Origin of the sequence: Enterovibrio qingdaonensis, from assembly GCF_028683135.1 — a bacterium.
GTDB classification, from domain to species: Bacteria; Pseudomonadota; Gammaproteobacteria; order Enterobacterales; family Vibrionaceae; genus Enterovibrio; species Enterovibrio qingdaonensis.
Window position 1 is genome coordinate 94621 of record NZ_JAJUBB010000014.1, and the last position, 26316, is coordinate 120936.

At 47.3% G+C, this 26316-nt stretch carries 25 protein-coding genes; 19 read left to right on the forward strand and 6 right to left on the reverse strand.

Annotated features, from left to right (window positions below; all coding sequences use genetic code 11):
- The first annotated feature begins 4 nt into the window (after positions 1-4).
- Genes LRP49_RS17595 through LRP49_RS17605 form a run of 3 tightly spaced genes read left to right on the forward strand, consistent with a single transcriptional unit; the run spans position 5 to position 2935 of the window.
- A complete protein-coding gene (locus LRP49_RS17595) occupies positions 5-952 on the forward strand; it encodes an ABC transporter permease subunit (RefSeq protein WP_476397339.1) in 948 nt (315 codons plus the stop codon).
- On the forward strand, positions 945-1826 hold the full coding sequence (locus tag LRP49_RS17600; protein ID WP_274143610.1) for a carbohydrate ABC transporter permease: 882 nt from the start codon (positions 945-947) through the stop codon (positions 1824-1826). Before LRP49_RS17595 ends, LRP49_RS17600 begins: the two co-directional genes overlap by 8 nt.
- A gap of 5 nt (positions 1827-1831) precedes the next feature.
- Positions 1832-2935 carry an ABC transporter ATP-binding protein gene (locus LRP49_RS17605; RefSeq protein ID WP_274143611.1) on the forward strand — a complete coding sequence of 368 codons (1104 nt, stop codon included), beginning with the start codon at positions 1832-1834 and terminating at the stop codon, positions 2933-2935.
- A 54-nt stretch (positions 2936-2989) separates the two neighbouring features.
- On the opposite strand, the gene LRP49_RS17610 is transcribed toward LRP49_RS17605, so the two are convergent.
- The 3 genes from LRP49_RS17610 to LRP49_RS17620 form a co-directional block, all read right to left on the reverse strand.
- The gene (locus LRP49_RS17610; protein ID WP_274143637.1) at positions 2990-4288 is read right to left on the reverse strand and encodes a methyl-accepting chemotaxis protein; all 1299 of its coding nucleotides are present in this window, start codon (positions 4286-4288) and stop codon (positions 2990-2992) included.
- Between the two features lie 216 nt (positions 4289-4504).
- A complete protein-coding gene (locus LRP49_RS17615; RefSeq protein WP_274143612.1) occupies positions 4505-5779 on the reverse strand; it encodes an HlyC/CorC family transporter in 1275 nt (424 codons plus the stop codon).
- A 90-nt stretch (positions 5780-5869) separates the two neighbouring features.
- The gene (locus tag LRP49_RS17620) at positions 5870-6667 is read right to left on the reverse strand and encodes a cytochrome C assembly family protein (RefSeq protein ID WP_274143613.1); all 798 of its coding nucleotides are present in this window, start codon (positions 6665-6667) and stop codon (positions 5870-5872) included.
- A 270-nt stretch (positions 6668-6937) separates the two neighbouring features.
- Between LRP49_RS17620 and ffh the strand changes: the two genes are divergently transcribed.
- The 13 genes from ffh to LRP49_RS17685 all read left to right on the forward strand — a co-directional run bounded on the left by ffh (position 6938) and on the right by LRP49_RS17685 (position 18520).
- Positions 6938-8314 carry a signal recognition particle protein gene (gene ffh, locus LRP49_RS17625; RefSeq protein ID WP_274143614.1) on the forward strand — a complete coding sequence of 459 codons (1377 nt, stop codon included), beginning with the start codon at positions 6938-6940 and terminating at the stop codon, positions 8312-8314.
- Between the two features lie 219 nt (positions 8315-8533).
- A complete protein-coding gene (gene rpsP / locus LRP49_RS17630) occupies positions 8534-8782 on the forward strand; it encodes a 30S ribosomal protein S16 (RefSeq protein ID WP_274143615.1) in 249 nt (82 codons plus the stop codon).
- Between the two features lie 31 nt (positions 8783-8813).
- Entirely contained in the window at positions 8814-9341 is a 528-nt protein-coding gene (rimM, locus tag LRP49_RS17635) for a ribosome maturation factor RimM (RefSeq protein WP_420791611.1), read from the forward strand.
- A 37-nt stretch (positions 9342-9378) separates the two neighbouring features.
- Entirely contained in the window at positions 9379-10125 is a 747-nt protein-coding gene (gene trmD, locus LRP49_RS17640; protein WP_274143617.1) for a tRNA (guanosine(37)-N1)-methyltransferase TrmD, read from the forward strand.
- Between the two features lie 36 nt (positions 10126-10161).
- Positions 10162-10515 (forward strand): 50S ribosomal protein L19, encoded by a 354-nt coding sequence (gene rplS, locus LRP49_RS17645; protein WP_067412051.1) that lies wholly within the window; start codon positions 10162-10164, stop codon positions 10513-10515.
- Positions 10516-10633: 118 nt separating this feature from the next.
- On the forward strand, positions 10634-11308 hold the full coding sequence (yjjG, locus tag LRP49_RS17650; protein ID WP_274143618.1) for a pyrimidine 5'-nucleotidase: 675 nt from the start codon (positions 10634-10636) through the stop codon (positions 11306-11308).
- Between the two features lie 242 nt (positions 11309-11550).
- Positions 11551-12135 (forward strand): HdeD family acid-resistance protein, encoded by a 585-nt coding sequence (locus LRP49_RS17655; protein ID WP_274143619.1) that lies wholly within the window; start codon positions 11551-11553, stop codon positions 12133-12135.
- Positions 12136-12264: 129 nt separating this feature from the next.
- A complete protein-coding gene (locus LRP49_RS17660; protein WP_274143620.1) occupies positions 12265-12648 on the forward strand; it encodes a DUF2799 domain-containing protein in 384 nt (127 codons plus the stop codon).
- Positions 12649-12902: 254 nt separating this feature from the next.
- Positions 12903-13979, forward strand: coding sequence for a 3-deoxy-7-phosphoheptulonate synthase (locus LRP49_RS17665; protein ID WP_274143621.1), 1077 nt, complete (start codon positions 12903-12905; stop codon positions 13977-13979).
- A 5-nt stretch (positions 13980-13984) separates the two neighbouring features.
- Positions 13985-15112 carry a bifunctional chorismate mutase/prephenate dehydrogenase gene (gene tyrA, locus LRP49_RS17670; protein WP_274143622.1) on the forward strand — a complete coding sequence of 376 codons (1128 nt, stop codon included), beginning with the start codon at positions 13985-13987 and terminating at the stop codon, positions 15110-15112.
- Between the two features lie 297 nt (positions 15113-15409).
- Positions 15410-16120, forward strand: coding sequence for a helix-turn-helix transcriptional regulator (locus LRP49_RS17675; RefSeq protein ID WP_274143623.1), 711 nt, complete (start codon positions 15410-15412; stop codon positions 16118-16120).
- Between the two features lie 390 nt (positions 16121-16510).
- Positions 16511-17431 (forward strand): EamA family transporter, encoded by a 921-nt coding sequence (locus LRP49_RS17680; protein ID WP_274143624.1) that lies wholly within the window; start codon positions 16511-16513, stop codon positions 17429-17431.
- Positions 17432-17434: 3 nt separating this feature from the next.
- Positions 17435-18520 (forward strand): alkene reductase, encoded by a 1086-nt coding sequence (locus LRP49_RS17685; RefSeq protein ID WP_274143625.1) that lies wholly within the window; start codon positions 17435-17437, stop codon positions 18518-18520.
- 65 nt (positions 18521-18585) lie between these two features.
- On the opposite strand, the gene pheA is transcribed toward LRP49_RS17685, so the two are convergent.
- The 3 genes from pheA to bamD form a co-directional block, all read right to left on the reverse strand.
- Complete coding sequence (gene pheA, locus LRP49_RS17690) at positions 18586-19755, reverse strand: prephenate dehydratase (protein ID WP_274143626.1); 1170 nt, start codon at positions 19753-19755, stop codon at positions 18586-18588.
- 279 nt (positions 19756-20034) lie between these two features.
- Positions 20035-20370: a ribosome hibernation-promoting factor, HPF/YfiA family gene (gene hpf / locus LRP49_RS17695; protein WP_274143627.1), complete on the reverse strand. Its 336-nt coding sequence runs from the start codon at positions 20368-20370 to the stop codon at positions 20035-20037.
- Positions 20371-20728: 358 nt separating this feature from the next.
- Positions 20729-21460: an outer membrane protein assembly factor BamD gene (gene bamD / locus LRP49_RS17700; RefSeq protein WP_274143628.1), complete on the reverse strand. Its 732-nt coding sequence runs from the start codon at positions 21458-21460 to the stop codon at positions 20729-20731.
- 190 nt (positions 21461-21650) lie between these two features.
- Here bamD and rluD point away from each other — a divergent pair, with 190 nt between their 5' ends.
- The 3 genes from rluD (at position 21651) to clpB (ending at position 26030) form a co-directional block, all read left to right on the forward strand.
- Complete coding sequence (gene rluD / locus LRP49_RS17705; RefSeq protein ID WP_274143629.1) at positions 21651-22628, forward strand: 23S rRNA pseudouridine(1911/1915/1917) synthase RluD; 978 nt, start codon at positions 21651-21653, stop codon at positions 22626-22628.
- A 2-nt stretch (positions 22629-22630) separates the two neighbouring features.
- Positions 22631-23365: a peptidoglycan editing factor PgeF gene (pgeF, locus tag LRP49_RS17710; RefSeq protein ID WP_274143630.1), complete on the forward strand. Its 735-nt coding sequence runs from the start codon at positions 22631-22633 to the stop codon at positions 23363-23365.
- A gap of 91 nt (positions 23366-23456) precedes the next feature.
- Positions 23457-26030 (forward strand): ATP-dependent chaperone ClpB, encoded by a 2574-nt coding sequence (gene clpB / locus LRP49_RS17715; RefSeq protein WP_274143631.1) that lies wholly within the window; start codon positions 23457-23459, stop codon positions 26028-26030.
- The last annotated feature ends 286 nt before the right edge of the window (positions 26031-26316 follow it).

A 26316-nucleotide genomic window follows, 5' to 3' on the forward strand; every position in this document is an offset into this window, starting at 1 on the left:
TTTCGTGCTTGAGACATTGACGGATAGTCGCACTTCGCCGTTTGAAGGATCAACTATGGCTTCAGGAAAATACAGCTCGCGGCAATTTTGGCAGCAGCTATTGCCGAAAATCGTTATCGCTCCCTCGTTCGCGCTGATCCTCTTTTTCGTTTATGGCTTCATTGCCTGGACGACCTACATTTCATTCAGCCGTTCGCGCATGCTGCCCAACTACAACCTCGATGGCACGCGCCCCTATGAGAAGCTATGGAACAGCCTTAATTGGCAAGTGGCACTCGAAAACCTCGCCATCTTTGGCATTCTCTACATCGTCATATGCTGTGCTCTTGGTTTGCTATTGGCTATCTTACTCGACCAGAAAATTCGTATTGAAGGTGGGCTAAGGCCCATATTTCTCTATCCTATGGCGTTGAGTTTTATCGTGACGGGTACAGCATGGAAATGGTTTTTAAATCCAGGCCTTGGGCTTGAAAAAACCATGCATGAATGGGGGTGGGAGAGTTTTAGTTTTGACTGGCTCATCAACCCTGAAATGGCGATATATACCGTTGTTATTGCGGGTGTCTGGCAAACATCGGGGTTTGTGATGGCCATGTTCTTGGCTGGGCTTCGAGGTATAGACAGTGAAATGCTAAAAGCGGCGCAGTTAGACGGTGCGTCTTCGTTTCAAATGTATCGGCGTATCATCATTCCCCAACTGCGGCCCGTGTTCCTCAGTGCCTTCATTGTGCTCGCGCACATGGCCATTAAAAGCTACGACTTAGTGATTGCACTAACTGGCGGTGGCCCGGGTAACGCCACAGAGTTACCTGCGACCTTTATGTATTCCTACACCTTTACCCGAAATCAAATGGCGGTGGGTTCTGCCAGTGCCATTGTGATGCTGATGACGATCGCCGCGATTATCGTGCCTTATCTCTACAGTGAACTGAAGGAGAGCAAGCATGAATAGCGTTGATAGCAAGTCGCCATTTCAGGGAGCAAAATTTTGGCGGGCACTGATTTACACCACTTTGATTGTGTTTGCCTGTATGTATCTGCTTCCCTTGTTTGTCATGCTGGTAACCTCATTTAAAGAATTGGATGAAATTCGCCAAGGCAACATGCTGGCGTTACCGAAGGTTTGGACGGTTGAGCCATGGATTTCAGCATGGGGAACCGCCTGTATTGGCCTGACATGTGAAGGGATCAGTGGGTATTTTTCCAATTCAATCATGATCACTGTGCCTGGGGTGCTGATCTCTACGATCCTTGGTGCTCTTAACGGGTACGTGTTGACGAAATGGCGCTTTCCCGGACACAAGTGGGTCTTTGGCCTCATGTTGTTTGGCTGCTTTATTCCGTTCCAAGTTGTGTTAGTGCCGATGAGTCAGGTACTCGGCACATTGGGGATTGCGAACACGACACCGGGACTGGTGTTGGTGCATGTTATTTATGGATTGGGGTTTACCACGCTCTTTTTTCGCAACTACTACGAAGCGTTTCCCAGCGAACTTATCCGTGCCGCGATGATTGATGGTGCGGGGTTCTTTCAGATGTTTTTCCGTATTTTGCTGCCAAGTTCGGGCCCCATTATTGTGGTCACCATCATTTGGCAGTTTACCAATATCTGGAATGACTTTTTGTTCGGGGCTTCTTTCTCCTCTGGCAGTACGGCACCTATCACGGTCGCACTTAACAATTTGGTGAACTCGTCGACTGGCGTGAAGGAATATAACGTGCACATGGCGGGGGCTATGATTGCCGCGTTACCGACACTATTAGTTTATATTCTGGCCGGGCGTTACTTTGTTCGCGGTCTGATGGCAGGATCAGTAAAAGGATAATCTGAATGGCATCTTTGACGCTTAAAAATGTAAAAAAACGCTTTGGCCATGTCGAGGTACTTAAAGGCATCGACATCGCCATTGATGATGGTGATTTTCTGGTGTTAGTGGGGCCATCTGGCTGCGGTAAATCGACGTTGTTAAACATGATCGCAGGTCTCGACAGTATCAGTGATGGGGATGTATCGATTGGAGATGCGGTCATCAATGATTTGCACCCAGCGGATCGGGATATCGCCATGGTGTTTCAGTCTTACGCCCTGTACCCCAACATGACGGTGTCGCAGAACATCTCGTTTGGTTTGGAGATGCGTAAAGTGCCCAAGCCTGAGCGTGACAAGAAGATTGGCGACGTCTCTGCCATGTTGCAAATTGAGCATCTTCTTAAGCGCAAACCTGGCCAACTTTCGGGTGGGCAGCGTCAGCGTGTTGCCATGGGGCGAGCGTTGGTTCGAGACCCCAAGATATTCCTTTTCGATGAACCGTTGTCTAATCTTGATGCCAAGCTACGCGTAGACATGCGTACGGAAATCAAACGCCTTCACCAACGCCTGAATGCCACGATTGTTTATGTAACTCATGACCAAATTGAGGCAATGACGCTTGCGACAAAAATCGCTGTTATGAAAGACGGAGAGTTACAGCAATTAGGGTCGCCAGCACAAGTGTATGACGATCCTGCCAATACGTTTGTAGCGACATTCATGGGGAGCCCTTCCATGAACCTGATTGATGCAAAAGTGGAGGCTGCAAATACGGGTATCGTGCAACTCGTTTTAGAAGGCTATGACGGAAGGCCACAACTCGTGTCACTCGATTGCACTGTGCGCGGGTTAGAAGGTTATGTTGGGAAAACCGTGCACTTGGGAGTGCGTCCGGAAGACATTACCGAGAGTGATAGAGAAGGGGTTGATACGCTAACCTGCAAAGTGGACGTGACTGAGCCCACAGGCGCAGATACGTACGTGATTACCTCGTTAGGTGGAAAAGAGGTGGTAGCGAGAATGCCAGCGAATGCGGGATTAAAAGCAGGAGACATTACAGAGCTTCGCTTTAACCCTGAAAAGTTGGTGTTGTTTGATACCAAGACGGGTCATCGGATTCGATAGCGGGTTTAAATCAGTAAGGGCACGTCCGTATGTGCCCTTTTGATTACGAAGTGACTAGCCCACATTCAGACCAGATACCGTCTGGGCAACGTTTTCTGCACCGGTTTTGATTTCATCCATGACTGCAGATGCTTCAGCAATTTGTTGTGTGCCTTTTTCTGCTGACTCAGAAACACTGGACATTTTACGGGTAGCTTCCGAGGTGAGTTCACGGTTCTTTTTAACGACATCTGCGATCTCAGAGGTTGATTGGCTCGTTCTGGCAGCGAGCTGGCGAACCTCATCGGCAACAACGGCAAAACCTCTTCCTTGATCCCCAGCACGGGCGGCCTCAATGGCGGCATTTAATGCCAAGAGGTTCGTTTGGTCTGCAATATCACTAATCGTGGAAACGATCGCTTCGATACTCTTGGATTGTTCATTCAATTGCGAGATGGATGAGGACGTTTCAACCACTTGATCAGAAATGGATTGAGAAGTGGCGACGGTGGACTCTAAAACACTCGACCCTCGTGTTGCGATTTCCGCTGTTTTCACTGAGGTACTGTAAGCCACTTTTGCCGCCTCACGGATGGCGTGTTCCTGCACAACTTTATCGGTAATATTATTGGCAAATTTTACAACACGCACCACGTTGCCTTTTTCATCGAAGACAGGGTTATACGTTGCACGCAGCCAAAGAACATTCCCGGTACTGTCTTTGCGTTCAAACTGGCCGCCTTTAAAATCCCCTGAAGCCAGTTCTTGCCAAAAGTTAGGATTGTCCTGATAGAACTTGTCGGGGCAAAACATACGATGATGTTTGCCTTGGATTTGATCAAGAGAATAACCCACTGCGCCAAGGAAGTTATTGTTAGCTTTAATGATGGTGCCATCTGGGTAGAACTCGATCACTGCCATGGATTTATTCAGAGCATTAAATACCGCTTTTTGGTCATCAAGCTTTACCTTCTCTTGCGTGATGTCAGATGCGATCTTCATTACTTCGGTAACAATACCGTTTTCTTTGACGGGGAAATACGTCGCCTCTAGCCAAAGACGCTCGCCTTTCGCGTTGAGCCTTGGCACGCTGCCACTAATGACTTCACCCGCACGGAGACGCTCCCAAAAACGTTGGTATTCAACACTTTGTCCATAGTCCCGATCACACAACTCTCTGTGATGTTTCCCTGTTAATTGCTCCAGAGAAAAACCAACCGCACTCAGGAAATTATTGTTCGCGTGTTTAACGACGCCTTCTGGGGTGAAATAGATGGTAGCGACGCTGCGATTAATGGCGTCTAGAAGTGCTTTATTGTGAGCCCCTTCTATTTTGAGCGACTCTAATTCTTGTTTTAGTTTTCCGTTGAACATGCAGTAACCCTTAAACGTGAACTCAGTTGTCATCAAGCAGCTCATTGAGTAATGGCGCAATATCAAGAGAAGATCTCTTATTAATAAAGAGTTTAATAAACAATATGTAGTCTACAAACTGACCCGGTAATCTCGTGACCAACCAATGAAATTTTTTGAGTAACGAGTGAAATAAAACGCCAGTTTTTGACCAGCGTTTTATTTCTAGATTGAAGGTTAGGCTTTGGAGGTTTTTGGTACAGGGAGGATTTTGACTTGCTTGACCATATTTTCTGCCACTTCGATGATCTCCATCTGATGGCCTTCAACTTCAATGCTAAGGGCACTATCGGGGATATCTTCGAGGTGTTCGAGGATAAGTCCATTCAGTGTTCTTGGACCGTCAGTGGGTAGCTCCCAATTCAGGCTTTTGTTCAAATCTCGGATATTGGCACTGCCTTCAATCATATAGCTACCATCGGGTAACGCTGTGATTTCCTCTGCGAGGCTAGGCGACAGTGATGTTGTAAATTCTCCAACGATCTCTTCAAGAATATCTTCCAGCGTCACAAGGCCAATAATGTCCCCATACTCGTCAACAATCAGGCCAATGCGCTCCTTGTTACGTTGAAACTTCAACATCTGCACATTGAGCGGTGTGCCTTCAGGAATGTAGTAGACCTCGTCAGCGGCGCGGAGCAAGTGCTCTTTGGTGAACTCGTTTTCCACCATCTCGCGATACGCTTCTCTTACCCTAAGCATCCCTACAACTTCATCAATGTTGTCGCGGTAAAGCACCATTCGGCCGTGCGGCGCATGGGTCAACTGACGCAAGATGGCCTTCCAGTCGTCATTGACATTAATGCCAGTAATTTCATTACGCGGCACCATGATGTCGTTCACCGTAATTTCTTCCAATTCCAAAATTGAAATCAGCATGTCTTGGTGGCGACGAGGAATGAGGCTCCCTGCTTCATTAACAACCGTTCGAAGTTCTTCTGAGCTGAGGTGATCTTTGTTATCGGTGTTTTTGTTTAAACCCACGATGTGGAGAAAGCCGTTGGTAATGCCATTGACCATCCAGACGACGGGATAAAGCAACTTCATCAACACAGAGAGCAGTAACGAACTGGTGTATGACACACGTTCAGGATAGAGAGCTGCAATGGTTTTTGGTGTGACTTCGGCAAACACGAGAACAACGAGGGTGAGGCCACCTGTTGCGATGGCAACACCGAGATCGCCGTATAACCGCATACCAAGAATGGTTGCAATGGCCGATGCGAGGATATTGACGAGATTGTTACCAATGAGGATCAGGCCAATGAGTCTGTCTGGGCGCTCAAGCAAAGCTTCTACTCGCTTGGCACCCTTGTGACCTTGATTTGAAAGGTGTCTCAGTCTGTAACGGTTTAATGCCATCATTCCGGTTTCAGAGCCGGAAAAGTACGCAGAGATGACGATGAGCAATACCAAAAGGGAAACAAGTGTTCCCGTCGATATGTCGTCCAAATTTCAAATCCCTTTTTTAAAGTTCAGCCCTAATTAAGGGCGTAAAGTAGGTTCCCTGTCAAACCAGATGGCGCAAATACAACAATATTGTCACGCCGAGATGATGACTTCTTTCACGAAGCGACTACCAAAATAGGCAAGCGTAAGCAAAAATGCACCGACGATGCTTATCCAGATAACGCGCTTACCACGCCAACCCGAGCGGTAGTGTCCCCATAGCAACACACCATAAACGGCCCACGCCATTGCAGAAAGGACGGCTTTGTGCGCCTTTCCTTGGGCAATCATGTCATGCACAAAAGCAATACCAGAAAGCAGGGTCAGTGTCAGCAATACTTCACCAATAAGGATAATGTTGAAAAGCTGACGTTCTACCGCCATGAGCGGCGGTAAATTGGGGTTCATAACGAGTTTCTTCTTCGCTTTTAGCTGGTGGTCAAGCCAAGCAAGTTGAATAGCATAAAGCGTCGCGATCATTAACGTTGAGTAGGAAAACAATGCCAGTGAAATATGAAGAAGCACGTGTGGGTTAGCTTCTAGATGGGTGATGAATGCACCAGGAAGAAGCGTTGCTGCTGTGAGGTTAATGGCCGCAAAGCTGTAGACAACAGGCAAAAGTATCCAGACCCGCATGCGAATCATCAGGCCAGTTGTAATGGCGGAGATAATAAAGCTGATGAGTGAGGCGACATTTAAAATACTGAGATTCTGTCCGCCGTCAGCCAAAATGAGATCGGCAAGAAGGTAAGCATGGAGCCCTAACGCACCACACGCAGTAAAGAATACATTCTTTGCTGGGATTTGAGCCGGTCCTGATAACCCGGGAATAATCTGCAAAAGAGCAGAAAAATAAAGCACTGCAGCCAATATGGCTAAGAAAATATCCATGTGTCTTTCAACAACAATGAGCGAAATGAAAGCATTCAGTATACCGCGCACAAATCTGCGTCGCTATTGATGGACAAATAAACTTTGCTTCTAAGCTGAGGCACACATTACAAAACTTGGTGAAATCGCGGTGTGCACTTTAAAACATTACTCACCGCCATCATGTAAGCTGAGCAGATAATAAGATATAATCACCTCAATTTTGTGTTTATTACCACCAGACGAATCAGCAAAGCTGAGTGGTGTCGCCGCGCAGAGAGCGAGTAGGACATGTTTGAAAACTTATCGGATCGTTTATCCCGAACGCTAAAAAACATCAGCGGTCGTGGACGTCTCACTGAAGACAACATTAAAGAAACACTGCGTGAAGTGCGCATGGCACTGCTGGAAGCAGATGTCGCGTTGCCGGTTGTGCGTGACTTTGTAAAAAAAGTAAAAGAGAGCGCAGTCGGTCTGGAAGTTTCTAAGAGCCTGACGCCGGGCCAAGAATTCATCAAGATCGTTCAATCTGAACTTGAAGCCATCATGGGTGAGTCCAATTCAGAATTGGATTTGGCAACCCAACCGCCAGCCGTTGTTCTGATGGCAGGTCTGCAAGGTGCAGGTAAAACAACCAGCGTAGGTAAGCTGGGTAAAATGCTTAAAGAGCGCCACAAGAAGAAAGTGCTTGTGGTGTCCGCTGACGTTTATCGCCCTGCGGCGATTAAACAGTTGGAAACTCTGTCTAACGATGTGGGTATCGATTTCTTTCCATCGACGCCAGATCAAAAGCCAGTTGATATCGCCACTGCGGCCGTTGCACATGGTAAACTGAAGTTCTATGACGTGGTGATTGTCGATACTGCAGGCCGCCTGCATGTTGATGAAGCCATGATGGACGAAATTAAAGACGTTCATGCGGCAATTAACCCAATCGAGACGTTGTTCGTTGTTGATGCAATGACAGGTCAAGATGCGGCAAACACGGCAAAGGCATTCAACGATGCGTTGCCGTTGACGGGTGTTGTTCTGACCAAAGTGGATGGTGATGCACGTGGTGGTGCTGCACTGTCCGTTCGTCATATCACGGGTAAACCAATTAAGTTCTTGGGTGTTGGTGAGAAGACCGACGCGTTAGAGCCGTTCCACCCTGATCGTGTGGCGAGCCGAATTCTGGGTATGGGTGACGTACTGTCACTGATTGAAGACCTAGAACGTAATGTAGATAAAGATAAAGCAGAAAAACTGGCGAAGAAGTTTAAAGAGAAAAAAGGTTTCGACCTTCAGGACTTCCGCGACCAGCTTCAGCAGATGAAAAACATGGGCGGTATGATGGGAATGCTGGACAAGCTTCCTGGCATGTCGAATCTGCCTGATGATGTGAAAAACCAAGTGGACGACAAAATGTTTGTTCAGATGGAAGCCATCATTAACTCCATGACACCAAAAGAGCGTGCACGCCCAGACCTGATCAAAGGTTCCCGTAAAAAGCGTATTGCTGCGGGTTCCGGTACTCAGGTTCAAGACGTTAACCGTTTGCTCAAGCAATTCACCCAGATGCAAAAGATGATGAAAAAAATGCAGAAGGGCGGAATGAAGAACATGATGCGCAATATGAAAGGCATGATGGGCGGCATGGGTGGCGGCGGCGGCATGTTCCCGCGTTAAGCTGCGAAAACCCCATTTCAATTTGGCGGGGAAACCCCCGCCGATAAAACGTAAAGCGAAGGAATCGCTAAGTGATTGATTGTTTCTCTCTGCTGATGCTTTTTTAGCTAAAGCAGTTGCATTCGATCACAGAAAGCGTAAAATTCCGGAGCTTTATTTTGGCACGAGGCCCCGTATTAGCACGGGGCCAATTTAATTCAGTAATGCAAAGAGGACGATATGGTAACCATTCGTTTGGCACGTCACGGCGCGAAAAAGCGTCCATTCTATCAAATCGTTGTTGCTGACAGCCGTCAAACTCGCGACGGTCGCTTCATCGAGAAAGTAGGTTTCTTCAACCCTGTTGCACAAGGTCAAGAAGAGAAACTGCGTTTGGACCTGGACCGTGTTAACCATTGGGTTGGCCAAGGTGCAGCTGTTTCTGACCGCGTAGCACGTCTGATCAAAGACGCGGCGAAAGCTGCTTAATTGATTAGTGTCAGGGTTAAAAGAAAAGAACATGAGTGAGCAAGAGAAGGTTGTAGTAGGCAAGCTAGGTGCTTCTTATGGCATCCGTGGCTGGCTCAAAGTTTTTTCTTACACTGAAGACGCTGAAAGCATTTTTAGCTACACACCTTGGTATATCAAGGTGCGTGGCGAGTGGAAAGAGACCGGTCTTGAAGACTGGAAACGCCACGGTCAGGGTTATGTCTGCAAATTGAAAGGGTTGGATCAGCGTGAAGATGCTGCCGCTTTGACAAATGCAGAGATCGCCATCAACGCAGACGTTCTGCCTTCGCTGTCAGATGAAGAATTCTACTGGCGCGAACTGTTTGGAATGGAAGTGGTGACTACCAAAGGTTACAACCTAGGTAAAGTCACTGACATTCTAGAAACAGGCTCGAACGATGTATTGGTCGTGACTGCTAACCCAAAAGATGCTTTTGGCCAGAAGGAACGCCTAGTGCCGTTCCTCGATGAGCAAGTCATCAAGATGATTGATCGCTCTGCTCAACGGATCGAAGTTGACTGGGATCCTGGATTTTAATTCCCCCAGTAACATTTAAAGCAATAGGAGCGGAAAAATGTGGGTTGGTATTATCAGCCTTTTTCCTGAAATGTTCCGTGCTGTTACTGAATTTGGGGTAACTGGCCAGGCGGTGAAAAAAGGCCTGCTCGAAGTAGAAACGTGGAATCCCCGCGATTTTACTCACGACAAGCACCGGACGGTTGATGACCGCCCATATGGTGGAGGCCCGGGCATGTTAATGATGGTACAGCCATTGCGCGATGCCATTGATGCAGCCAAAAACGCCGCCAACGGTAAGACAAAAGTGATTTACCTGTCACCTCAGGGCCGTAAGCTTGACCAAGCGGGTGTTGAGGAGCTAGCGCAGAACGAGAACCTGATTCTTATCTGTGGACGCTATGAAGGGGTAGATGAGCGCATTATACAAACCGAAGTCGATGAAGAATGGTCTATCGGGGATTTTGTGCTCAGTGGTGGTGAACTGCCAGCCATGACGTTAGTCGATGCAGTCTCTCGGTTTGTTCCGGGTGTACTCGGAGACTTTGCGTCAGCGGAAGAAGATTCTTTCGCAAATGGTTTGCTAGATTGCCCTCACTACACGCGACCTGAAGTGTTAGATGGACTGGAAGTGCCTTCGGTGCTGAAGTCTGGAAACCACAAGGACATTTGTCGCTGGCGATTGAAACAATCGCTGGGCCGAACCTGGCTCAGAAGACCAGAGCTCCTGGAAAACCTAGCTCTGACTGACGAACAGGAATTACTACTTGCTGAGTTCATTAGTGAACACAGTTCAAGTACCTAAAGATATTTAGTATCAGTTTATTCTAGGGTAAAAAACATGAGTAACATCATCAAAGCGCTCGAAGATGAGCAACTTAAACAAGACGTTCCTGCGTTCAACGTAGGTGACACTGTTGTAGTTCAAGTTAAAGTAAAAGAAGGCGAGCGTTCTCGTCTACAGGCTTACGAAGGCGTTGTAATCGCTAAGCGTAACCGTGGTCTGCACTCTGCATTTACCGTTCGTAAGATCTCTAACGGTGAAGGCGTTGAGCGTGTATTCCAAACTCACTCACCAGTTGTTGACAGCATTACTGTTAAGCGCCGCGGTGCAGTACGTCGTGCCAAACTGTACTACCTGCGTGAGCGTTCTGGTAAGGCAGCTCGTATCAAAGAGCGTCTGGCTAAGAAATAATCGCTCCGGCGTTTATTACCCGAAAGGGTTCGCAAAAGCCCGCCATTTGGCGGGCTTTTCTCGTTTCTGCCATTTGGAAAGTAAGGCATAATCGTCTCCTCGCAATGGAGGATTACGCGTGCAGTACGATTGGATTTTGTTTGACGCCGATGAAACCTTGTTTTCATTTGATGCGTATGCGGGCTTAAAAGCCATGTTTTCCAGTCTCAGTGTGGATTTCACCCCTGAAGACTTCGCCGAATATCAATTGGTCAACAAGCCACTTTGGATCCAATACCAAGACGGCGAGATCACAGCGAAACAACTACAAGAAGATCGCTTTAATGTTTGGTCAGAGCGACTGAGCATCTCTCCTGCAGAATTGAATCGCCTGTTTCTCGATGCCATGGCCGATGTTTGCCAGCCATTGGAAGGGGTAAAAGACATTGTTCCTGAGCTCGCTCAAAAGGCGAAACTTGGCATCATCACCAATGGTTTTGTTCAGCTCCAGCAAGTTCGCCTTGAACGCACGGGAATGGCCGACTTTTTCGATTTAGTGGTGATATCAGAAGAAGTGGGTGTCGCTAAGCCGGATGCAGCGATCTTTGAGCACACATTGTCTCTTGCAGGACATCCTGAAAAATCTCGTGTATTGATGGTTGGCGACAACGCTGCGTCAGATGTCCTCGGTGGTAACAATGCAGGCATTGACACCTGCTGGCTCAATGTTGATGCAAAACCGCTACCAGATGGCGTTGTACCCACGTTTACAGTCACATCATGGGCCGAAATGCGTAAGGCCTTGCTCGGATAATTTTTGCACATCCAGCCTAAAGCGAGTGGATAGCTACTCGCTTTTTTATTGCTTCTCCTTTCTTGTATCTCACTGATTGAAAAATAAGTTTCCGTCAAAATCACTGACTTTCTCATTTTACGCGCTTACAGAATAGTTGCGATGGGCGTATCATTTTTCCATCAGGATGGGTTGAATGGTGCTTGTGTTAATCATGATGCAGGCAGCGCACCATCGAACATCGTTCAGTGAGGAGACAAGCGATGAGTACACCGGAAACCTTAGCTAGACAAATGGTAAGTTCTTTATCAAAGAATTGGTGGGTGCTGGCGTTACGTGGTGTGGCGTCCATTTTATTTGCTGTCATGCTTTGGACATTGCCTCCCCAAGAATCGGTTGAAACCCTGATCCTTGTATTTGGTATTTTTGCTTTTGTCGATGGTTCTTTGCAAGTATGGACGGCGGTGATGGACCGAAAGTCTCACGATAACTGGGTCGTGTTGGTACTTTGGGGCTTGGTGGGTATTGCGGCCGGTATTATGACATTCACCGTTCCTGGGCTCACTGCAGTTGCATTGCTTTTCTATATTGCAGTGTGGGCGATTGCAAAAGGTGTACTGGAAATCATTGCTGCAATCAGATTGCGAAAAGAGATCAAAGGTGAGTGGTTATTGGTGTTGTTGGGCCTAATCTCTATTGTGTTTGGTGGCTTTTTGATGGCAAACCCTGCAGCAGGAGCATTGACCTTGATTTGGATTATCGCCATGTATGCCTTTGTCTTTGGTGCGCTATTCATTGCTTTGGCTTTTAAATTGAAAAGTTTTAAACCCGAGCAAAGTGACATTTAAGTCAAATACCGTTTAGGGAATCGTGCATTGAACCAATTTACCCAATCTCGCTGAATCCTGCATCTTCAGGGTGTTTGGGTATACAATGGACGAAACACGGACTGCTTACCCAAAGAGTTGAGGAATAGGATGCTGAAAAAATCCGGAGTGTTGTTTCTGGCAGCGTTGATGGTTGGTTGCGCAGGTATTGAAGATACCACGAACCTAGTACAACAGGGCGACTGGACGGCTGTTGGAGAAAGGGATGGCGTAAGAGGGCTTCCGTCTCGCTCCATGTCCGATCTTCAAGCCTTGGCTGCTAAAGCAGGGGTTGATGCCGTAAACGTTGCCGAGTATGAGCAAGGTTATAACGAGGGTGTCGACAGATATTGTGACGTTAATAACGCGTACGAAATCGGCTTGTCAGGCATGCAGTACCTCGGTGTGTGTGCGAATATGGAAAACGGCGTTCGTTTCGAGCTGGAATGGCAACGCGGTTTTGAAGACTTCCAATCGGCTGATCAAACGTTCTAAACAACGCGCAATGCATGTTAAACACAAAGGCCGCTTGTCGGTCTTTGTTCATTTTATTTTCCAATAAATCATTTAACCTCTTCCCAATCCCATGTAAATCAGATGAAAATGGTTAATGTAAATGTATATTTACATTGTACTCATATATTTACAAAGTGGTTGCAATCATCTGTCAGGCTGTTAAGGTGTGAATCAAAGCGCATGGCGCAATGATGAATACCACGCACCAATAGCAAAAGTCGCAGGAAGTTTTCATGGAAAGAGATTTACTGACTAACGTACATATTCAGGACGAAACCGTACTTATTACCCCTGAGCAACTGAGAAAGAAACTGCCCGTCAAACAAGAGACGTTGGCGTTTATCTCAAAATGCCGTCAGGAAATTGCAGACATCATTCATAAGAAGGACCACCGTCTTTTGATTGTTTGCGGTCCTTGCTCTATTCACGATACTGAAGCTGCGATTGAATACGCGAAAAAGCTCAAAGCTCTGTCTGAGAAAGTGGGTGATCAACTCTACATCGTGATGCGTGTTTACTTCGAAAAGCCACGTACTACCGTTGGCTGGAAAGGCCTTATCAATGACCCGAATTTGGATGGCTCTTTCGAAGTGGAAGCTGGTTTACATAAAGCGCGTAAGCTACTTATCACGTTGGCGGACATGGGATTACCTTTGGCGACAGAAGCATTGGATCCTATCAGCCCACAATACATTGGCGACCTGTTTAGCTGGGCGGCAATTGGTGCACGCACCACAGAATCGCAAACCCACCGCGAAATGGCGAGCGGCCTTTCAATGCCTATCGGCTTTAAAAATGGTACAGACGGCAGTCTTTCTACTGCCATCAACGCAATGAAGGCTGCGGCATCTGGTCACCGTTTTATGGGTATCAACAAAGAAGGGCAAGTCGCACTTCTCACTACGCAGGGAAATCCTGATGGTCATGTCATCCTTCGTGGGGGTAAGCAAACAAATTACGACTCCGTCTCTGTGACGGAATGCGAAAATGAGATGCACCAAGCAGGGCTAGAAGCGTCGCTGATGGTAGACTGCAGCCATGCTAACTCTCGCAAAGACTTCCGTCGTCAGCCGTTGGTTGCGGAAGATGTTTTCCATCAAATCCGTGAAGGGAACACCTCCATTATCGGTTTGATGATTGAAAGTAACATCAATGAAGGTAACCAGTCAGCGGAACTGCCTCGTGAAGAGATGGCTTATGGCGTGTCTATCACGGATGCGTGTATTGACTGGCAAGATACGGAAAACTTGCTCAATCGCGCACACGATGAACTGACACCCTTCTTAGAACAGCGTTTACAAGGGAAATAAGCCACATGGTTGCAGAGTTGTCCCGTCTGAGGGATCAGATTGATGAAGTTGATAAACAAATGGTGGAGCTCTTGGCCCGTCGCTTGGCTCTGGTTGCAGAAGTCGGTGAAGTGAAAAGCGAACATGGGCTGCCAATTTATGCGCCTGATCGTGAAGCCGCCATGCTAGCTTCCCGCCGTGAAGAAGCCGCATCAAAAGGTGTTCCGCCAGATTTGATAGAAGACATTCTTCGTAGAACGATGCGTGAATCTTACGCCAGTGAAAATGATTCCGGCTTCAAGTGTCTAAACCCAGATCTTCGCCCTATCGTGATTGTGGGGGGGAACGGTCAACTCGGAAAGCTGTTTGGCAAATTGTTCCGCTTGTCAGGTTACACGGTGAAAGTGCTGGGTAGCCAAGATTGGGATAACGCTCATGAGATTCTGGCTGATGCCGGTATGGTTGTTGTCACGGTTCCTATTCATAAGACGAGCTCTGTGATCCATCAACTAGGCAATTTGCCAGATGACTGCTTAATGGTTGATTTAACGTCGATCAAAAGCGAACCACTGCAGGCGATGCTGGAATCACACAAAGGGCCAGTTGTGGGTTTGCACCCGATGTTTGGTCCAGATATCAGCAGCCTTGCAAAGCAAGTCATTGTTTACTGTGATGGCCGCAACCCTGAGTCATATCAATGGTTATTGGAGCAGTTCCGTATTTGGGGGGCGAGCTTACACCGCATCAGTGCTATCGAGCACGATCAGGGCATGACGCTTATTCAGGCACTGCGCCACTTTACATCGTTTGTTTACGGTGTTCACCTGGCAGAAGAGAACCCTAACCTTGATCAACTCACCGCATTGAGCTCTCCCATCTATCGTTTGGAGCTCGCTATGGTTGGGCGTCTATTCGCGCAAGATGCGCAGCTTTACGGTGACATCATCATGTCATCTTCGCAGAACATCGACATGATTAAGCGTTTCCATGCGCGCTTCGGTGAAGCCATCAACCTGCTGGATGAGCAGGATAAGGATGGGTTTGTGTCCGCCTTTAATCAGGTTGAGGGGTGGTTTGGCGACTTTGCGCCTCGCTTTATGAAAGAAAGTCAGACGCTGCTAAGGCAAGCAAACGATACTACCCACCGAAGTTAAATAATCACATGATAAAAAGGCCAAGCCATCTAGGGCTTGGCTTTTTTATATGTAAAATCGAATTTTAAAACAATTCAAATGACGCATCGTTTGTTTATAAATGCATCATTGGTGTGTTTGCTATATTTCCCTGTTATTTTTATGGAATTAGAGCGGTGTTGATATTATAACCAATCTCACCAAGTGCATTGCAAAATAATGAAAGTCAGATATTCGATAAAGTTCGGGAGGGATGAGGACAGCTTTTACGTTAAGAATGATTTAACATTGCGCTAAGTACTTATAGCTGTTGGATTCATGAAAGACGTTATCGAAATCATCGAAAATATAAGAGTTGCTGAGTCGAAAGATGAACTTAGTGGAATTGTTGAAGAGTTATCTTCACTTATTGGGTTGGAGTATTACTTACTGGGTTATACCAAAGCTGAATCCATGATCTCATCTGAAACAACTATCATTGATAATTACCCATCAGATTGGCGCGCGATTTACGACAATGAAAATCTCGTTCAGCACGATCCTACTGTGGAATATAGCTTGTCGCGATCCGCACCGATAACATGGCACCAGATCGGTGAATTACCCTTGAGAAACTCACAAAAAGACGTCATGAGTCAAGCCAAAGACTCTGGATTGAAGACAGGCTTCAGCATTCCGCTGCATGGTGCGCAGAGTGAATTTGGTATGTTCAGTTTTGGCAGTTCTAGCAGCGATCATTCAATGCTCAATTCGGCCATTGTGAAAGCGCAGGTTGTTGCTCCTGTGCTGCTGGATAAACTAAAAAACTTTAACGCCCCCATTGATATCAGCTTAACGAAGCGGGAAAAAGAGTGTCTGCTTTGGGTCTCTGAAGGAAAAAGCTCTTGGGAAATTTCCGTTATTATTGGTTGTTCTGAAAGAACTGTCGTTTTTCATTTGACTAATGCAACCAACAAGCTGGGCTGTACAAACCGTTATCAAGCTGTTTCTAAAGCCATCATACTTGGGATTATACGGCCCATGATCTAACGCCAACGCAATAGATTTCCTCTGGACTATATATATTTACATCTGTCTGAGGTGTTTATAAATAAAATCACCCATACTCTGGCTGCACATTCTAATAATTTTTCATCCCTAAACCTTGAAAGGTTTTTGTCTTTCTCTTCAACCTGCATAGTCAAAAATGCGGACATACCTGATATATCTTCCAGCTTACCCTCTCACTTACTCCCCCTTATAGTTATCCCTGTTCGAAGCAAAGATGGGAAATTTATTTTTTCTTTTGCTACCTGCGATTCAACGTATCAGTGAGAACGCTAATGGAAAATACAATGAAGGATGCGAGTCCTTGTAATAAAAAGGAAGAACGACGGTTTACCAACCGAAACGTTGGAGCGATTGCGCAAGGAGGGAAGGATGCACGCAATGCTACCTAATATGTTGTTGGCAATGTTGGTACCCATCATTTGGGGAAGCACTTACGTCATTACCACTGAATGGTTACCTGAGGGAGCGCCGCTATGGAGTGCCGTTTTTCGCGCTTTGCCTGCAGGTCTGCTGTTGCTTGTTTTTTGTCGTCGTTTCCCGCAGGGACAATGGTGGTGGCGAGCGTTGGTGCTAGGAACGCTGAATATCGGTGCGTTTTTCTATCTGTTGTTTTTAGCTGCCTACTCCATGCCTGGCGGCATTGCAGCACTGCTGATTTCGTCGCAACCATTATGGGTGCTGCTATTTGGGGCTTCGCTCTTGCGCCAAGCGTTCACGGCTCAACATATCTTGGCATGTGTTGTCGGTGCACTCGGTGTCGCTGGGTTGGTCATTCAATCTGATGCTTCTCTTAATGCAGTTGGTGTGTCTGCAAGCATCCTTGGTGCAATCTGTATGGCACTGGGCGTTGTGTTGGCCAAGCAGTGGGGTAAACCGGAAGGCGTGTCCCTGTTAGATGTGACAGGCTGGCAGTTGACCGTTGGTGGCATAGTATTGATGCCGTTGGCGATGTGGAGTGAGCCCTTTCCGCAATCCATGACAATGGAAAACTACGTTGGTCTCGGGTTCCTCTGTTTAGTAGGGGCACTGATGACTTACATCATCTGGTTTAGATGCATTCAGCGTCTGCCTGCGTTCCTCGTGTCAATTATTACGCTGTTGAGTCCACTGTCTGCCACTGTGTTGGGATATCTGGTATTGGATGAACAGCTCAACATAGAACAAGGCATTGGTGCTGCTTTGATTATTAGCGCGATGTTTATGGCTCAACGCGCAGGTAAAAGTGCGGAGAACACATCGACACCATCGCCACAACCAGCAAGACGCTCATTCAGTAACGAAAGGATTTGAACAATGAATACACTCTTTACGCCAACTTCTTATGGCTCTATTCACGTGAAAAACCGTCTGGTTATGGCACCGATGAGTCGCAACCGTGCAACGGAATACGGTGTGCCTACGCAGATGATGGCAACGTATTACGGACAAAGAGCTTCTACGGGACTCATTGTATCAGAAGGCATTCAACCTGATGTGTTGGGTCAAGGCTTTATCAACTCACCGGGTCTGCATTCTAAGGAGCAAGTCGCGGGTTGGCGCATGGTTACCGATGCAGTGAAGAAAGGGGGCGGGAAAATAGTTGCTCAGCTCATGCACTGTGGACGGATTGGCCATCCCTCGCTTTATCCATCAGCGCACCAGTCCATTGCGCCCTCAGCGTTGAAGGCAGCAGGTCAAACCTATACGCCAGCGGGCATGGCGGATTTTCCTATGCCGAAAGCTATGACAAAAACAGACATTGATTTGGCGATTAAAGGTTTTGCTAAAGCAGCTAAAAATGCCATTGAAGCGGGTTTTGATGGCGTAGAGATTCACGCAGGCAATGGCTTCTTGTTGCATCAATTTATGTCGTCAAATGCCAACCAACGTACTGATGAATATGGAGGTGGCATGGAAAACAGACTGCGATTCACAAGAGAGGTGATTGCCGCTGTTATTGCTGAAATCGGAGCTGATAAGACGGGCGTCAGAATTTCTCCCGCGAATCCTTATAACGATATTCAAGAAGATGACACGTTGGAGATATACACGGCACTCGTCGAAAAACTGCCGATATTGGCCTACGTCCACATCATGGAAGCGAACGTGCGTGATGTGACGGAAAGCTTAACGAAGAGGCTCAAGAGCCCTTTGATTCTTAATCCGCACTGCCGCGCAGAAGATGGTTCCGTTTCTGGGGCAATTGCTAGCGATGTACTGGAAAAAGCGTTGTGTGAAGGAGTCGCGTTTGGTGCTTTGTTTATTGCAAATCCGGACTTGGTTGAGCGTATTCGCGACAATGGACCACTTAATCAGATGGATCCCTCAACGCTGTATGGGGGAGACCACAAAGGTTATACCGACTACCCAACTTTGGGGGAAGGTGAAGTAGCTGCTTAATTAAATACGGAAATAGAAAAAGCCTGTGGTGTGATTTCACAGGCTTTTTCTTGGACGCTCATAGTTTAAACGTCAATTTCCGTTGGAGTAACGTTCTCAATTGGGTAGGTACCCAGAACTTTGATATAGCGGGTAAGTGAAATCAGCTCTTCGACGACTTGCTTCATAACGTCAGAACGCATGTTTCCTTCGACGTCGACATAAAACATCTCTTCCCAAGGGTTTCCCAGAACAGGGCGAGACTCCAACTTGGTCATATTGATACCGTGGCTACGAAGTACCAACAGGCATTCAACTAAAGAACCGGCTTTTTGCCCAGTAGACATGATAAATGTGGTTTTTGCTGGGATCAGGGCGTTAACGTCAACTGGCTTTCTTGCGACGACAATAAAGCGCGTGTGATTTTCCTGTTGATTGGCAATACCAAACTTCAGTGGTTTCAGTCCGTATAGCTCACCACTGGTGGCGTTTCCAATGGCAGCCACATTCGGATTTTTCAGCGCAGCTACTTCTTTCATCGCTTCGGCAGTGCTTGAGCAATATTCTTGTTTTATGTCGCCCAAAGAGTGCAGAAACTCGCTGCATTGCTGGTGTGGCTGCGGGTGTGAATATAGAACATGAATTTGATCAATATCTGTATCAACAGCGGTTAACAGGCAGTGCTCAATAGGCTGAGTAATTTCACCGACGATAGATAATCGCGTGTGTTGAAGCTGGTCATAAACATCGTTGATGGAGCCGGAACTGGTATTCTCGATGGGAAGCACACCGTAGTCGGCATTGCCCGTCTCGACCATTTCCAATACCTCTTTAAAGCTCTGGCACTGGATCTCAGCTAGCGTCGTATGTTTGCGCGCAAAGAAATTACGTGCAGCCAGATTAGAATAAGATCCTTTACCACCCAGAAAAGAGACGCGCGCTAGCGGTTGTTCATTGTCTGGATTTGCCAATCTTTGCAGGAAGGCTTGCTGATAAAGGACTGAGTCTTCGACGATGGTGTGAAAAATTTTGGTGACGTACTGAGGATCAAGCTCATGGGTACGACCATCGGCAACCAGCCTTTCGAGTAGTGCTTGCTCGCGTTCTATGTCGCGCACTGGCTTTTGCGTTTGAATTTTGCTTTTCGCAACTTCAAGGCTCAGTTTTCTGCGTTCAGCTAGCAAAGACAGTATTTGTTGATCGATCGTACTGACGCCGACGCGGATTTCATCCAGTGACAATGTTGGTTTGGTCATTCCCTCTTCCTGTGCTGGTTATTCTGACCCTGACTGATACAAAAAAGCCTCCCTATTTGAGGGAGGCTTCTGGGAATCTTTCGTTATCGATGCTCGCCCTTAGCCCCGCCTCATTAGAAGCAGTTAAAAATGCGAAAGAAAAACGAGATAGTCGGTGTCATCGATAGTCTGTTGATTGGCGTAATATTACTCAACCTTATTGGGCTGACGCTTTCATGTCAAGACGAATCAGCCCTGCATAATGCAGGGCTGAGACATTGATTTATTCCGATGGTGAATTTATACCACGTCAGGCTCTTCTGCTGGGACTTCCACATGGCTGGCTCGACGTGCTTCGCCTTTGTGCGCTTGCTTATTCAGTTGTTTCTCCAATTTTTGGCCGACTTCGTTAATTGCTGCATACATGTCTTCATGCTCTGCTGATGCAATCAGTTTTGCCCCTGGAACGGAAACACCCGCTTCGACTTTAAACTTGCTACCAGGCTCTTCGCTGATAACGGCATGAGGGTTAATGAGAGCGACCTGCCATTTCTCTAACTTTTCAAAGCGAGATGTAATTCGTTCGTGGATGGCAGCTGTGACGTCGATGTTTTTACCAGTAATTTCAACTCTCATAGATGTTTCCTCTTTTGCTTGCCCTTTGCTGGGCTCACTTTCAGATTACGTTTCTGGTGAGGAAAAAACGTGATATTGATCACGTTTGGTCTGTGTTTTTTGACTGGAAACGCTATTTGTGATCATCCCAAAATCTCTGGCGTTAAATTTCCATAAAGTGCTTGAAGAGTGTTGTGGAAGTATTGCAAGATGAAGAGGTTAAGGTCGCTAACGAACACAGAACGTTAGGGACTTTTCTCGTGTTAAAGAAGCTTGTGATGCATTTTTCGACACTGTGTCGGTGCACAAAAAAACGGCATTATGATGCGACGGATTCAAAAAAAGCAGCCATTGGCTGCTTTTTTCGTTTCGGTATGGATTAGATTGCGACGCCATTCAGTCGCATTAACTCGCGAGTATGTTCTGCAGGTTTGTCTAGCTTTAACTCTTCGTAGGCTTTAAGCATCAATGGCAGTGATTTTTTAGCTGCGTCTGTGTCAGGGAAGTCGCGTTGGATTTGCTGACAACGATTGATAACAGCAACCCATGCTTCTCGGCGCACGTAGAAATCGGCTGTAGCGAGTTCATAATCGGCCAGTCGGTTTTTCAACGCTTCCAGTCGTCTTTGCGAATCCGCGGCGTATTCACTGTTTGGATAGCGTTCTAACAAACGTCGAAAATCAACGAATGCTTTACGAGACGGTTCAGGGTCGCGGTCACTTCTATCAACATTCAAAATGTCATGCAAGAAGGTGCGGTCTTGCGCCATATTGGTTAGTCCGCGCATGTAAAGTACCCAGTCAATTTGTGGGTGACCTGGATTCATACGCATAAAGCGATCGATGGTAGCCTCACCAAGTGCGAGATCGTCATTTTTGTAGTAGGCGTAAATCAAATCTAGCTGCACTTGCTCTGAATACGCACCAAACGGATAGCGAGAGTCTAGGGCTTCGAGTTGCTCGATTGCTTTTATCCAGCTGCCTTCGTTAAGTGCTGTTTGTGCATTCTGATAGAGTTCAGACGGCGGAACATCAGGAACGATTTCTTCGGTGCTTGAGCATCCAGCCAGCAAAGAAATGGCGAGCAGAGAAGAGAGTGTAAGGCGTTTCATTACTACGAGAGCTTCCTTGAAAGAATATTTTCAGCCTTTGCCATTACGGAGACCGCCGCAAAAAGCTACAATGGCGCGATAAAGGTTATTCTACCCATCGACCAGATATAATACCAATAGGTAACGTGACAAAGCCAATGGCTGAGTCCCTGCTAAGGTATTAGTCTCACAGAGAATCAAAAAGTTCGTTATGGCACAGCAGTTAGAGTTAAGCAGTACAGTTAATGAGAGCCAACTTGGGCAACGTCTGGATCAGGCATTGGCTGAGTTGTTCCCTGATTATTCCCGATCACGCATCAAAGAATGGATTCTGGCAGACAAAGTAAGTGTCGATGGAGAGGTCGTCAATAAGCCACGCGTGAAAATGATGGGTGGTGAGGCAATTGTTGTTCAGGCTGAGATCGAAGACGAGAAACGTTGGGAGCCACAAGACATTCCTCTAAACATCGTTTATGAAGACGATGACATCCTTGTGATTAACAAACCACGTGGTTTGGTGGTTCACCCGGGGGCTGGTTGCCCAGATGGCACCATCTTGAACGGTCTTCTATTCCGCTACCCAAATATCGCGGAAGTGCCTCGTGCGGGTATCGTTCACCGTCTGGATAAAGACACCACGGGTCTCATGGTAGTTGCAAAAAATATTCCGACACAAACGCGTCTGGTTCGCGCCCTACAAAAGCGCAAGAAATTTACGCGTGAATACGAAGCTATTGCGATTGGCAACATGACAGGTGGCGGTACCGTAGAGAAAGCGATTGGTCGCCACTCTACTAAGCGCACTCATATGGCAGTCCAAGAGCTGGGTAAACCTGCTATCACGCACTATCGCGTGGTCGAGCATTTCCGTGCGCACACGCGTTTACGCATGCGTCTTGAAACGGGTCGTACGCACCAAATCCGTGTGCATATGGCGTATTTGAACCACCCATTGATTGGTGATCAGCTTTACGGTGGCCGTCCTCGTCCGCCTCGTAATGCTGGCGATGAATTGATCCAGACCCTACGTAAGTTCGATCGCCAAGCATTGCACGCGGTGATGTTGCGTATTGAGCACCCGACGACAAAAGAAGTGATGGAATGGCATGCGCCAGTACCTGATGACATGGTACACCTGACCGAAGTATTGCGTGCGGATGCCCAAGAGCACGGTGATTTGGACTACTAAACATGAATTGGATTCAACCAGACTGGCCAGCTCCGGCAAATGTCAAAGCAGTAAGCACAACGCGTGAAGGCGGGGTGAGCATGCCACCTTTTGATAGCCTTAATTTGGGTAACCATGTGGGGGATAACCCCGAACATGTCGCCCAAAATCGTTCAGTGCTTGCTGATATGATGAATATGCCGTCTCAGCCCGCTTGGTTGAATCAAATCCATGGTACGGAGGTAATGACGTTACCTCTATCATCTGCATCAGGTGTACCGGATGCAGATGCCTCTTTTACTGCGGTTCCAGACCATGCGTGTGTAGTAATGACGGCTGATTGTTTACCTGTGCTGTTTTGTAATGAAGAGGGCACACAAGTAGCCGCGGCACATGCAGGTTGGCGTGGCTTGGTTAACGGTGTCTTAGAGCAAACGTTGGCGAAATTTGATGGTAAGTCAAAAGTCATGGCGTGGATGGGCCCGGCAATCGGAGCGCAGGCATTTGAGGTTGGTGATGAAGTGCGAGAGCAATTTATCGCGACCAATCCCGATGCACACTTTGCATTTCAACCCCACAATGATCGTTGGTTGGCAGATATTTATTTGTTAGCAAGACAGCGACTGGCAATGGCAGGGGTCACAAAAGTTTACGGTGGCGAATACTGTACCGTATCGGATCCTCAGCGTTTCTTTTCTTATCGTAGAGAAAACTGTACGGGCCGTCAGGCCAGCTGTATTTGGATTTCCTCTCGATAAGCGACAAAAAATTCATCAATCAACTTGAAATTGGTTAATGCCGCTCCCATTTTTTCGGTAAGCAACTACCGAAGTTATTAGAGGGGGGCCCATGCGCCTTGACCGATTTACCAGCAAATTTCAACTAGCCATTTCTGACGCACAGTCTCTGGCTTTAGGGCGCGATCACCAATATATCGAGCCTGTTCACTTGATGGTGTCGCTCCTCAATCAGGACAGCAGCACTATTCGTCCTTTGATGACGCTTCTTAATGTCGACGTAACCCAACTACGTTCAAGCCTGAGTGAAATGCTTGAAAAACTGCCAAAAGTGAGCGGCACGGGTGGTGACGTTCAGCTTTCCCATGGCATGGGCATGCTGTTTAACATGTGTGACAAGTTGTCGCAGAAGCGTAAAGACAAATACATTTCTTCCGAGCTATTTATTCTCGCGGCTGTTGAAGACAAAGGCCCATTGGGTACATTGTTGAAAAGCTTGGGCCTGACAACGAAGAAAGTTGAAGACGCCATCGACAAAGTTCGTGGCGGTCAGGCCATCAATGATCCAAATGCAGAAGAAGCGCGTCAGGCGTTGGAAAAGTTCACCATCGACCTGACGGAAAAAGCGGAGCAAGGCAAACTCGATCCAGTCATTGGTCGTGACGAAGAAATCCGTCGCACCGTACAAGTACTCCAACGTCGCACCAAGAATAACCCTGTCATTATCGGTGAACCGGGTGTTGGTAAAACCGCGATTGTTGAGGGTCTAGCCCAGCGTATCGTTAATGGCGAAGTGCCAGAAGGTCTCCGTAATAAGCGCGTCCTGTCATTGGATATGGGCTCACTAGTTGCGGGTGCCAAATATCGTGGTGAATTTGAAGAACGTCTGAAGTCAGTTCTGAACGAACTGGCGAAAGAAGAAGGCAACGTTATTCTCTTTATTGATGAAATCCACACGATGGTAGGGGCTGGTAAAGCAGAAGGCGCGATGGATGCCGGTAACATGCTGAAGCCTGCCTTGGCACGTGGCGAGCTTCACTGTGTTGGAGCAACGACGCTTGATGAATACCGTCAGTACGTAGAAAAAGATGCGGCACTAGAGCGTCGTTTCCAAAAAGTGCTGGTGGATGAGCCTACAGTTGAAGATACCGTTGCGATCCTTCGCGGCTTGAAAGAGCGCTACGAGCTACACCACGCGGTGGAGATTACTGACCCTGCTATCGTGGCAGCGGCGAGCTTGTCGCATCGCTATATTTCAGATCGCCAGTTGCCAGATAAAGCCATCGACCTGATTGATGAAGCGGCTTCTAGCATCCGTATGCAGATCGACTCTAAACCTGAGCAACTGGACCGCTTAGAGCGTCGTCTCATTCAGCTCAAAATTGAGCAGCAGGCACTTTCTAAAGAAAACGACGATGCGAGTAAAAAGCGCCTAGAAACGCTTCAAGCCGAGATTGACGACAAAGAGCGTGACTTTGCTGAGCTCGATGAAGTATGGAATGCAGAGAAAGCGGCCCTTTCTGGCACGCAACATATTAAGAGTGCATTGGAGCAGGCGAGAACCGACCTTGAAATTGCGCGCCGTGCTGGTGATTTAAACCGTATGTCAGAGTTGCAGTACGGTCGTATTCCAGAACTGGAAAAACAACTAGATTTGGCAAGTCAGGCCGAAATGCAGGAAATGACGCTGCTGCGTAACCGCGTGACAGACGCAGAAATTGCAGAAGTGCTTTCTCGTCAAACGGGTATTCCTGTCGCCAAAATGCTGGAAGGCGAAAAAGAAAAACTGCTTCAGATGGAAGACGAACTGCACAGTCGCGTGATTGGTCAGGCCGAAGCTGTCACCTCTGTCGCGAATGCGATTCGCCGCAGCCGTGCGGGTTTGGCAGATCCAAACCGTCCAATCGGTTCTTTCCTATTTCTAGGCCCAACCGGTGTGGGTAAAACGGAACTGTGTAAGTCATTGGCAGAGTTTCTCTTTGACAGTAGCGATGCGATGGTGCGTATCGATATGTCGGAGTTTATGGAGAAGCACTCTGTGGCGAGACTGGTAGGTGCCCCCCCAGGCTATGTGGGTTATGAAGAGGGGGGATACCTAACAGAAGCAGTTCGCCGCCGTCCTTATTCTGTCATTTTGCTCGATGAAGTGGAAAAGGCACACCCAGATGTGTTCAACCTGCTTCTGCAAGTGCTGGACGATGGTCGTCTGACTGATGGGCAAGGTCGTACCGTCGATTTCCGTAATGCTGTGGTTATCATGACATCGAACTTGGGGTCAGACCGTATTCAAGAACACTTTGGTGATTTGGACTACGATGGCATCAAGGTGATGGTAATGGATGTAGTGAGTAAACACTTCCGTCCAGAATTCATCAACCGTATAGACGAAGCGGTTGTGTTCCATCCTTTGGGACAAGAGCATATCAAGTCTATCGCGGGTATTCAGCTTGCTCACTTAGCGAAACGAATGGCTGAAAGAGATCTGGCTCTGGAAGTGACTGATGAAGCACTGTCTATGATTGCCCAAGCAGGATTCGACCCAGTGTACGGAGCAAGGCCGCTCAAGCGCGCGATTCAACAAAGCGTCGAAAATCCACTCGCGCAATCTATTCTGCGTGGGGAAGTGAAACCGGGCCTGCCAGTGAAATTGATTGTCGAAGACGAGCAAGTAAAAGCCGTGCAATAAAAACACTACACTATATAGTACGCATCTAAAGAGGCCTTACGGGCCTCTTTTTGTTTTATCGACACGACGCGTTTAAGATAAAGTCAAAAGTTACCCACAGCTTTTTGTGGGCTTGGTGTGAGTAAAGTGTGCAAAAATAAGGCTTTCGTGCAAAAGATGCTCGAATGGTGACTTTTATACAGAAAACCTTAAAAAAGCCCTTGCCAGAATTCGAGACCTCCCTATAATGCGCCTCATCGACACGGAGAGTGATTCCCAATAGGGAGAAGCAGAAAAGTCGAATGGC

Excerpts from the sequence above, each read along its gene's own strand:
- hpf (WP_274143627.1), bottom strand. The coding sequence starts at position 20,370 with ATGAGAGTTGAAATTACTGGTAAAAACATCGACGTCACAGCTGCCATC.
- LRP49_RS17600 (WP_274143610.1), top strand. The coding sequence starts at position 945 with ATGAATAGCGTTGATAGCAAGTCGCCATTTCAGGGAGCAAAATTTTGG.
- rplS (WP_067412051.1), top strand. The coding sequence starts at position 10,162 with ATGAGTAACATCATCAAAGCGCTCGAAGATGAGCAACTTAAACAAGAC.
- rluD (WP_274143629.1), top strand. The coding sequence starts at position 21,651 with ATGGCACAGCAGTTAGAGTTAAGCAGTACAGTTAATGAGAGCCAACTT.
- bamD (WP_274143628.1), bottom strand. The coding sequence starts at position 21,460 with ATGAAACGCCTTACACTCTCTTCTCTGCTCGCCATTTCTTTGCTGGCT.
- LRP49_RS17685 (WP_274143625.1), top strand. The coding sequence starts at position 17,435 with ATGAATACACTCTTTACGCCAACTTCTTATGGCTCTATTCACGTGAAA.
- ffh (WP_274143614.1), top strand. The coding sequence starts at position 6,938 with ATGTTTGAAAACTTATCGGATCGTTTATCCCGAACGCTAAAAAACATC.
- rimM (WP_420791611.1), top strand. The coding sequence starts at position 8,814 with ATGAGTGAGCAAGAGAAGGTTGTAGTAGGCAAGCTAGGTGCTTCTTAT.
- trmD (WP_274143617.1), top strand. The coding sequence starts at position 9,379 with ATGTGGGTTGGTATTATCAGCCTTTTTCCTGAAATGTTCCGTGCTGTT.
- LRP49_RS17620 (WP_274143613.1), bottom strand. The coding sequence starts at position 6,667 with ATGGATATTTTCTTAGCCATATTGGCTGCAGTGCTTTATTTTTCTGCT.
- clpB (WP_274143631.1), top strand. The coding sequence starts at position 23,457 with ATGCGCCTTGACCGATTTACCAGCAAATTTCAACTAGCCATTTCTGAC.
- LRP49_RS17655 (WP_274143619.1), top strand. The coding sequence starts at position 11,551 with ATGAGTACACCGGAAACCTTAGCTAGACAAATGGTAAGTTCTTTATCA.
- LRP49_RS17665 (WP_274143621.1), top strand. The coding sequence starts at position 12,903 with ATGGAAAGAGATTTACTGACTAACGTACATATTCAGGACGAAACCGTA.
- LRP49_RS17660 (WP_274143620.1), top strand. The coding sequence starts at position 12,265 with ATGCTGAAAAAATCCGGAGTGTTGTTTCTGGCAGCGTTGATGGTTGGT.
- LRP49_RS17680 (WP_274143624.1), top strand. The coding sequence starts at position 16,511 with ATGCACGCAATGCTACCTAATATGTTGTTGGCAATGTTGGTACCCATC.
- LRP49_RS17610 (WP_274143637.1), bottom strand. The coding sequence starts at position 4,288 with ATGTTCAACGGAAAACTAAAACAAGAATTAGAGTCGCTCAAAATAGAA.
- rpsP (WP_274143615.1), top strand. The coding sequence starts at position 8,534 with ATGGTAACCATTCGTTTGGCACGTCACGGCGCGAAAAAGCGTCCATTC.
- pgeF (WP_274143630.1), top strand. The coding sequence starts at position 22,631 with ATGAATTGGATTCAACCAGACTGGCCAGCTCCGGCAAATGTCAAAGCA.
- LRP49_RS17675 (WP_274143623.1), top strand. The coding sequence starts at position 15,410 with ATGAAAGACGTTATCGAAATCATCGAAAATATAAGAGTTGCTGAGTCG.
- LRP49_RS17605 (WP_274143611.1), top strand. The coding sequence starts at position 1,832 with ATGGCATCTTTGACGCTTAAAAATGTAAAAAAACGCTTTGGCCATGTC.
- pheA (WP_274143626.1), bottom strand. The coding sequence starts at position 19,755 with ATGACCAAACCAACATTGTCACTGGATGAAATCCGCGTCGGCGTCAGT.
- tyrA (WP_274143622.1), top strand. The coding sequence starts at position 13,985 with ATGGTTGCAGAGTTGTCCCGTCTGAGGGATCAGATTGATGAAGTTGAT.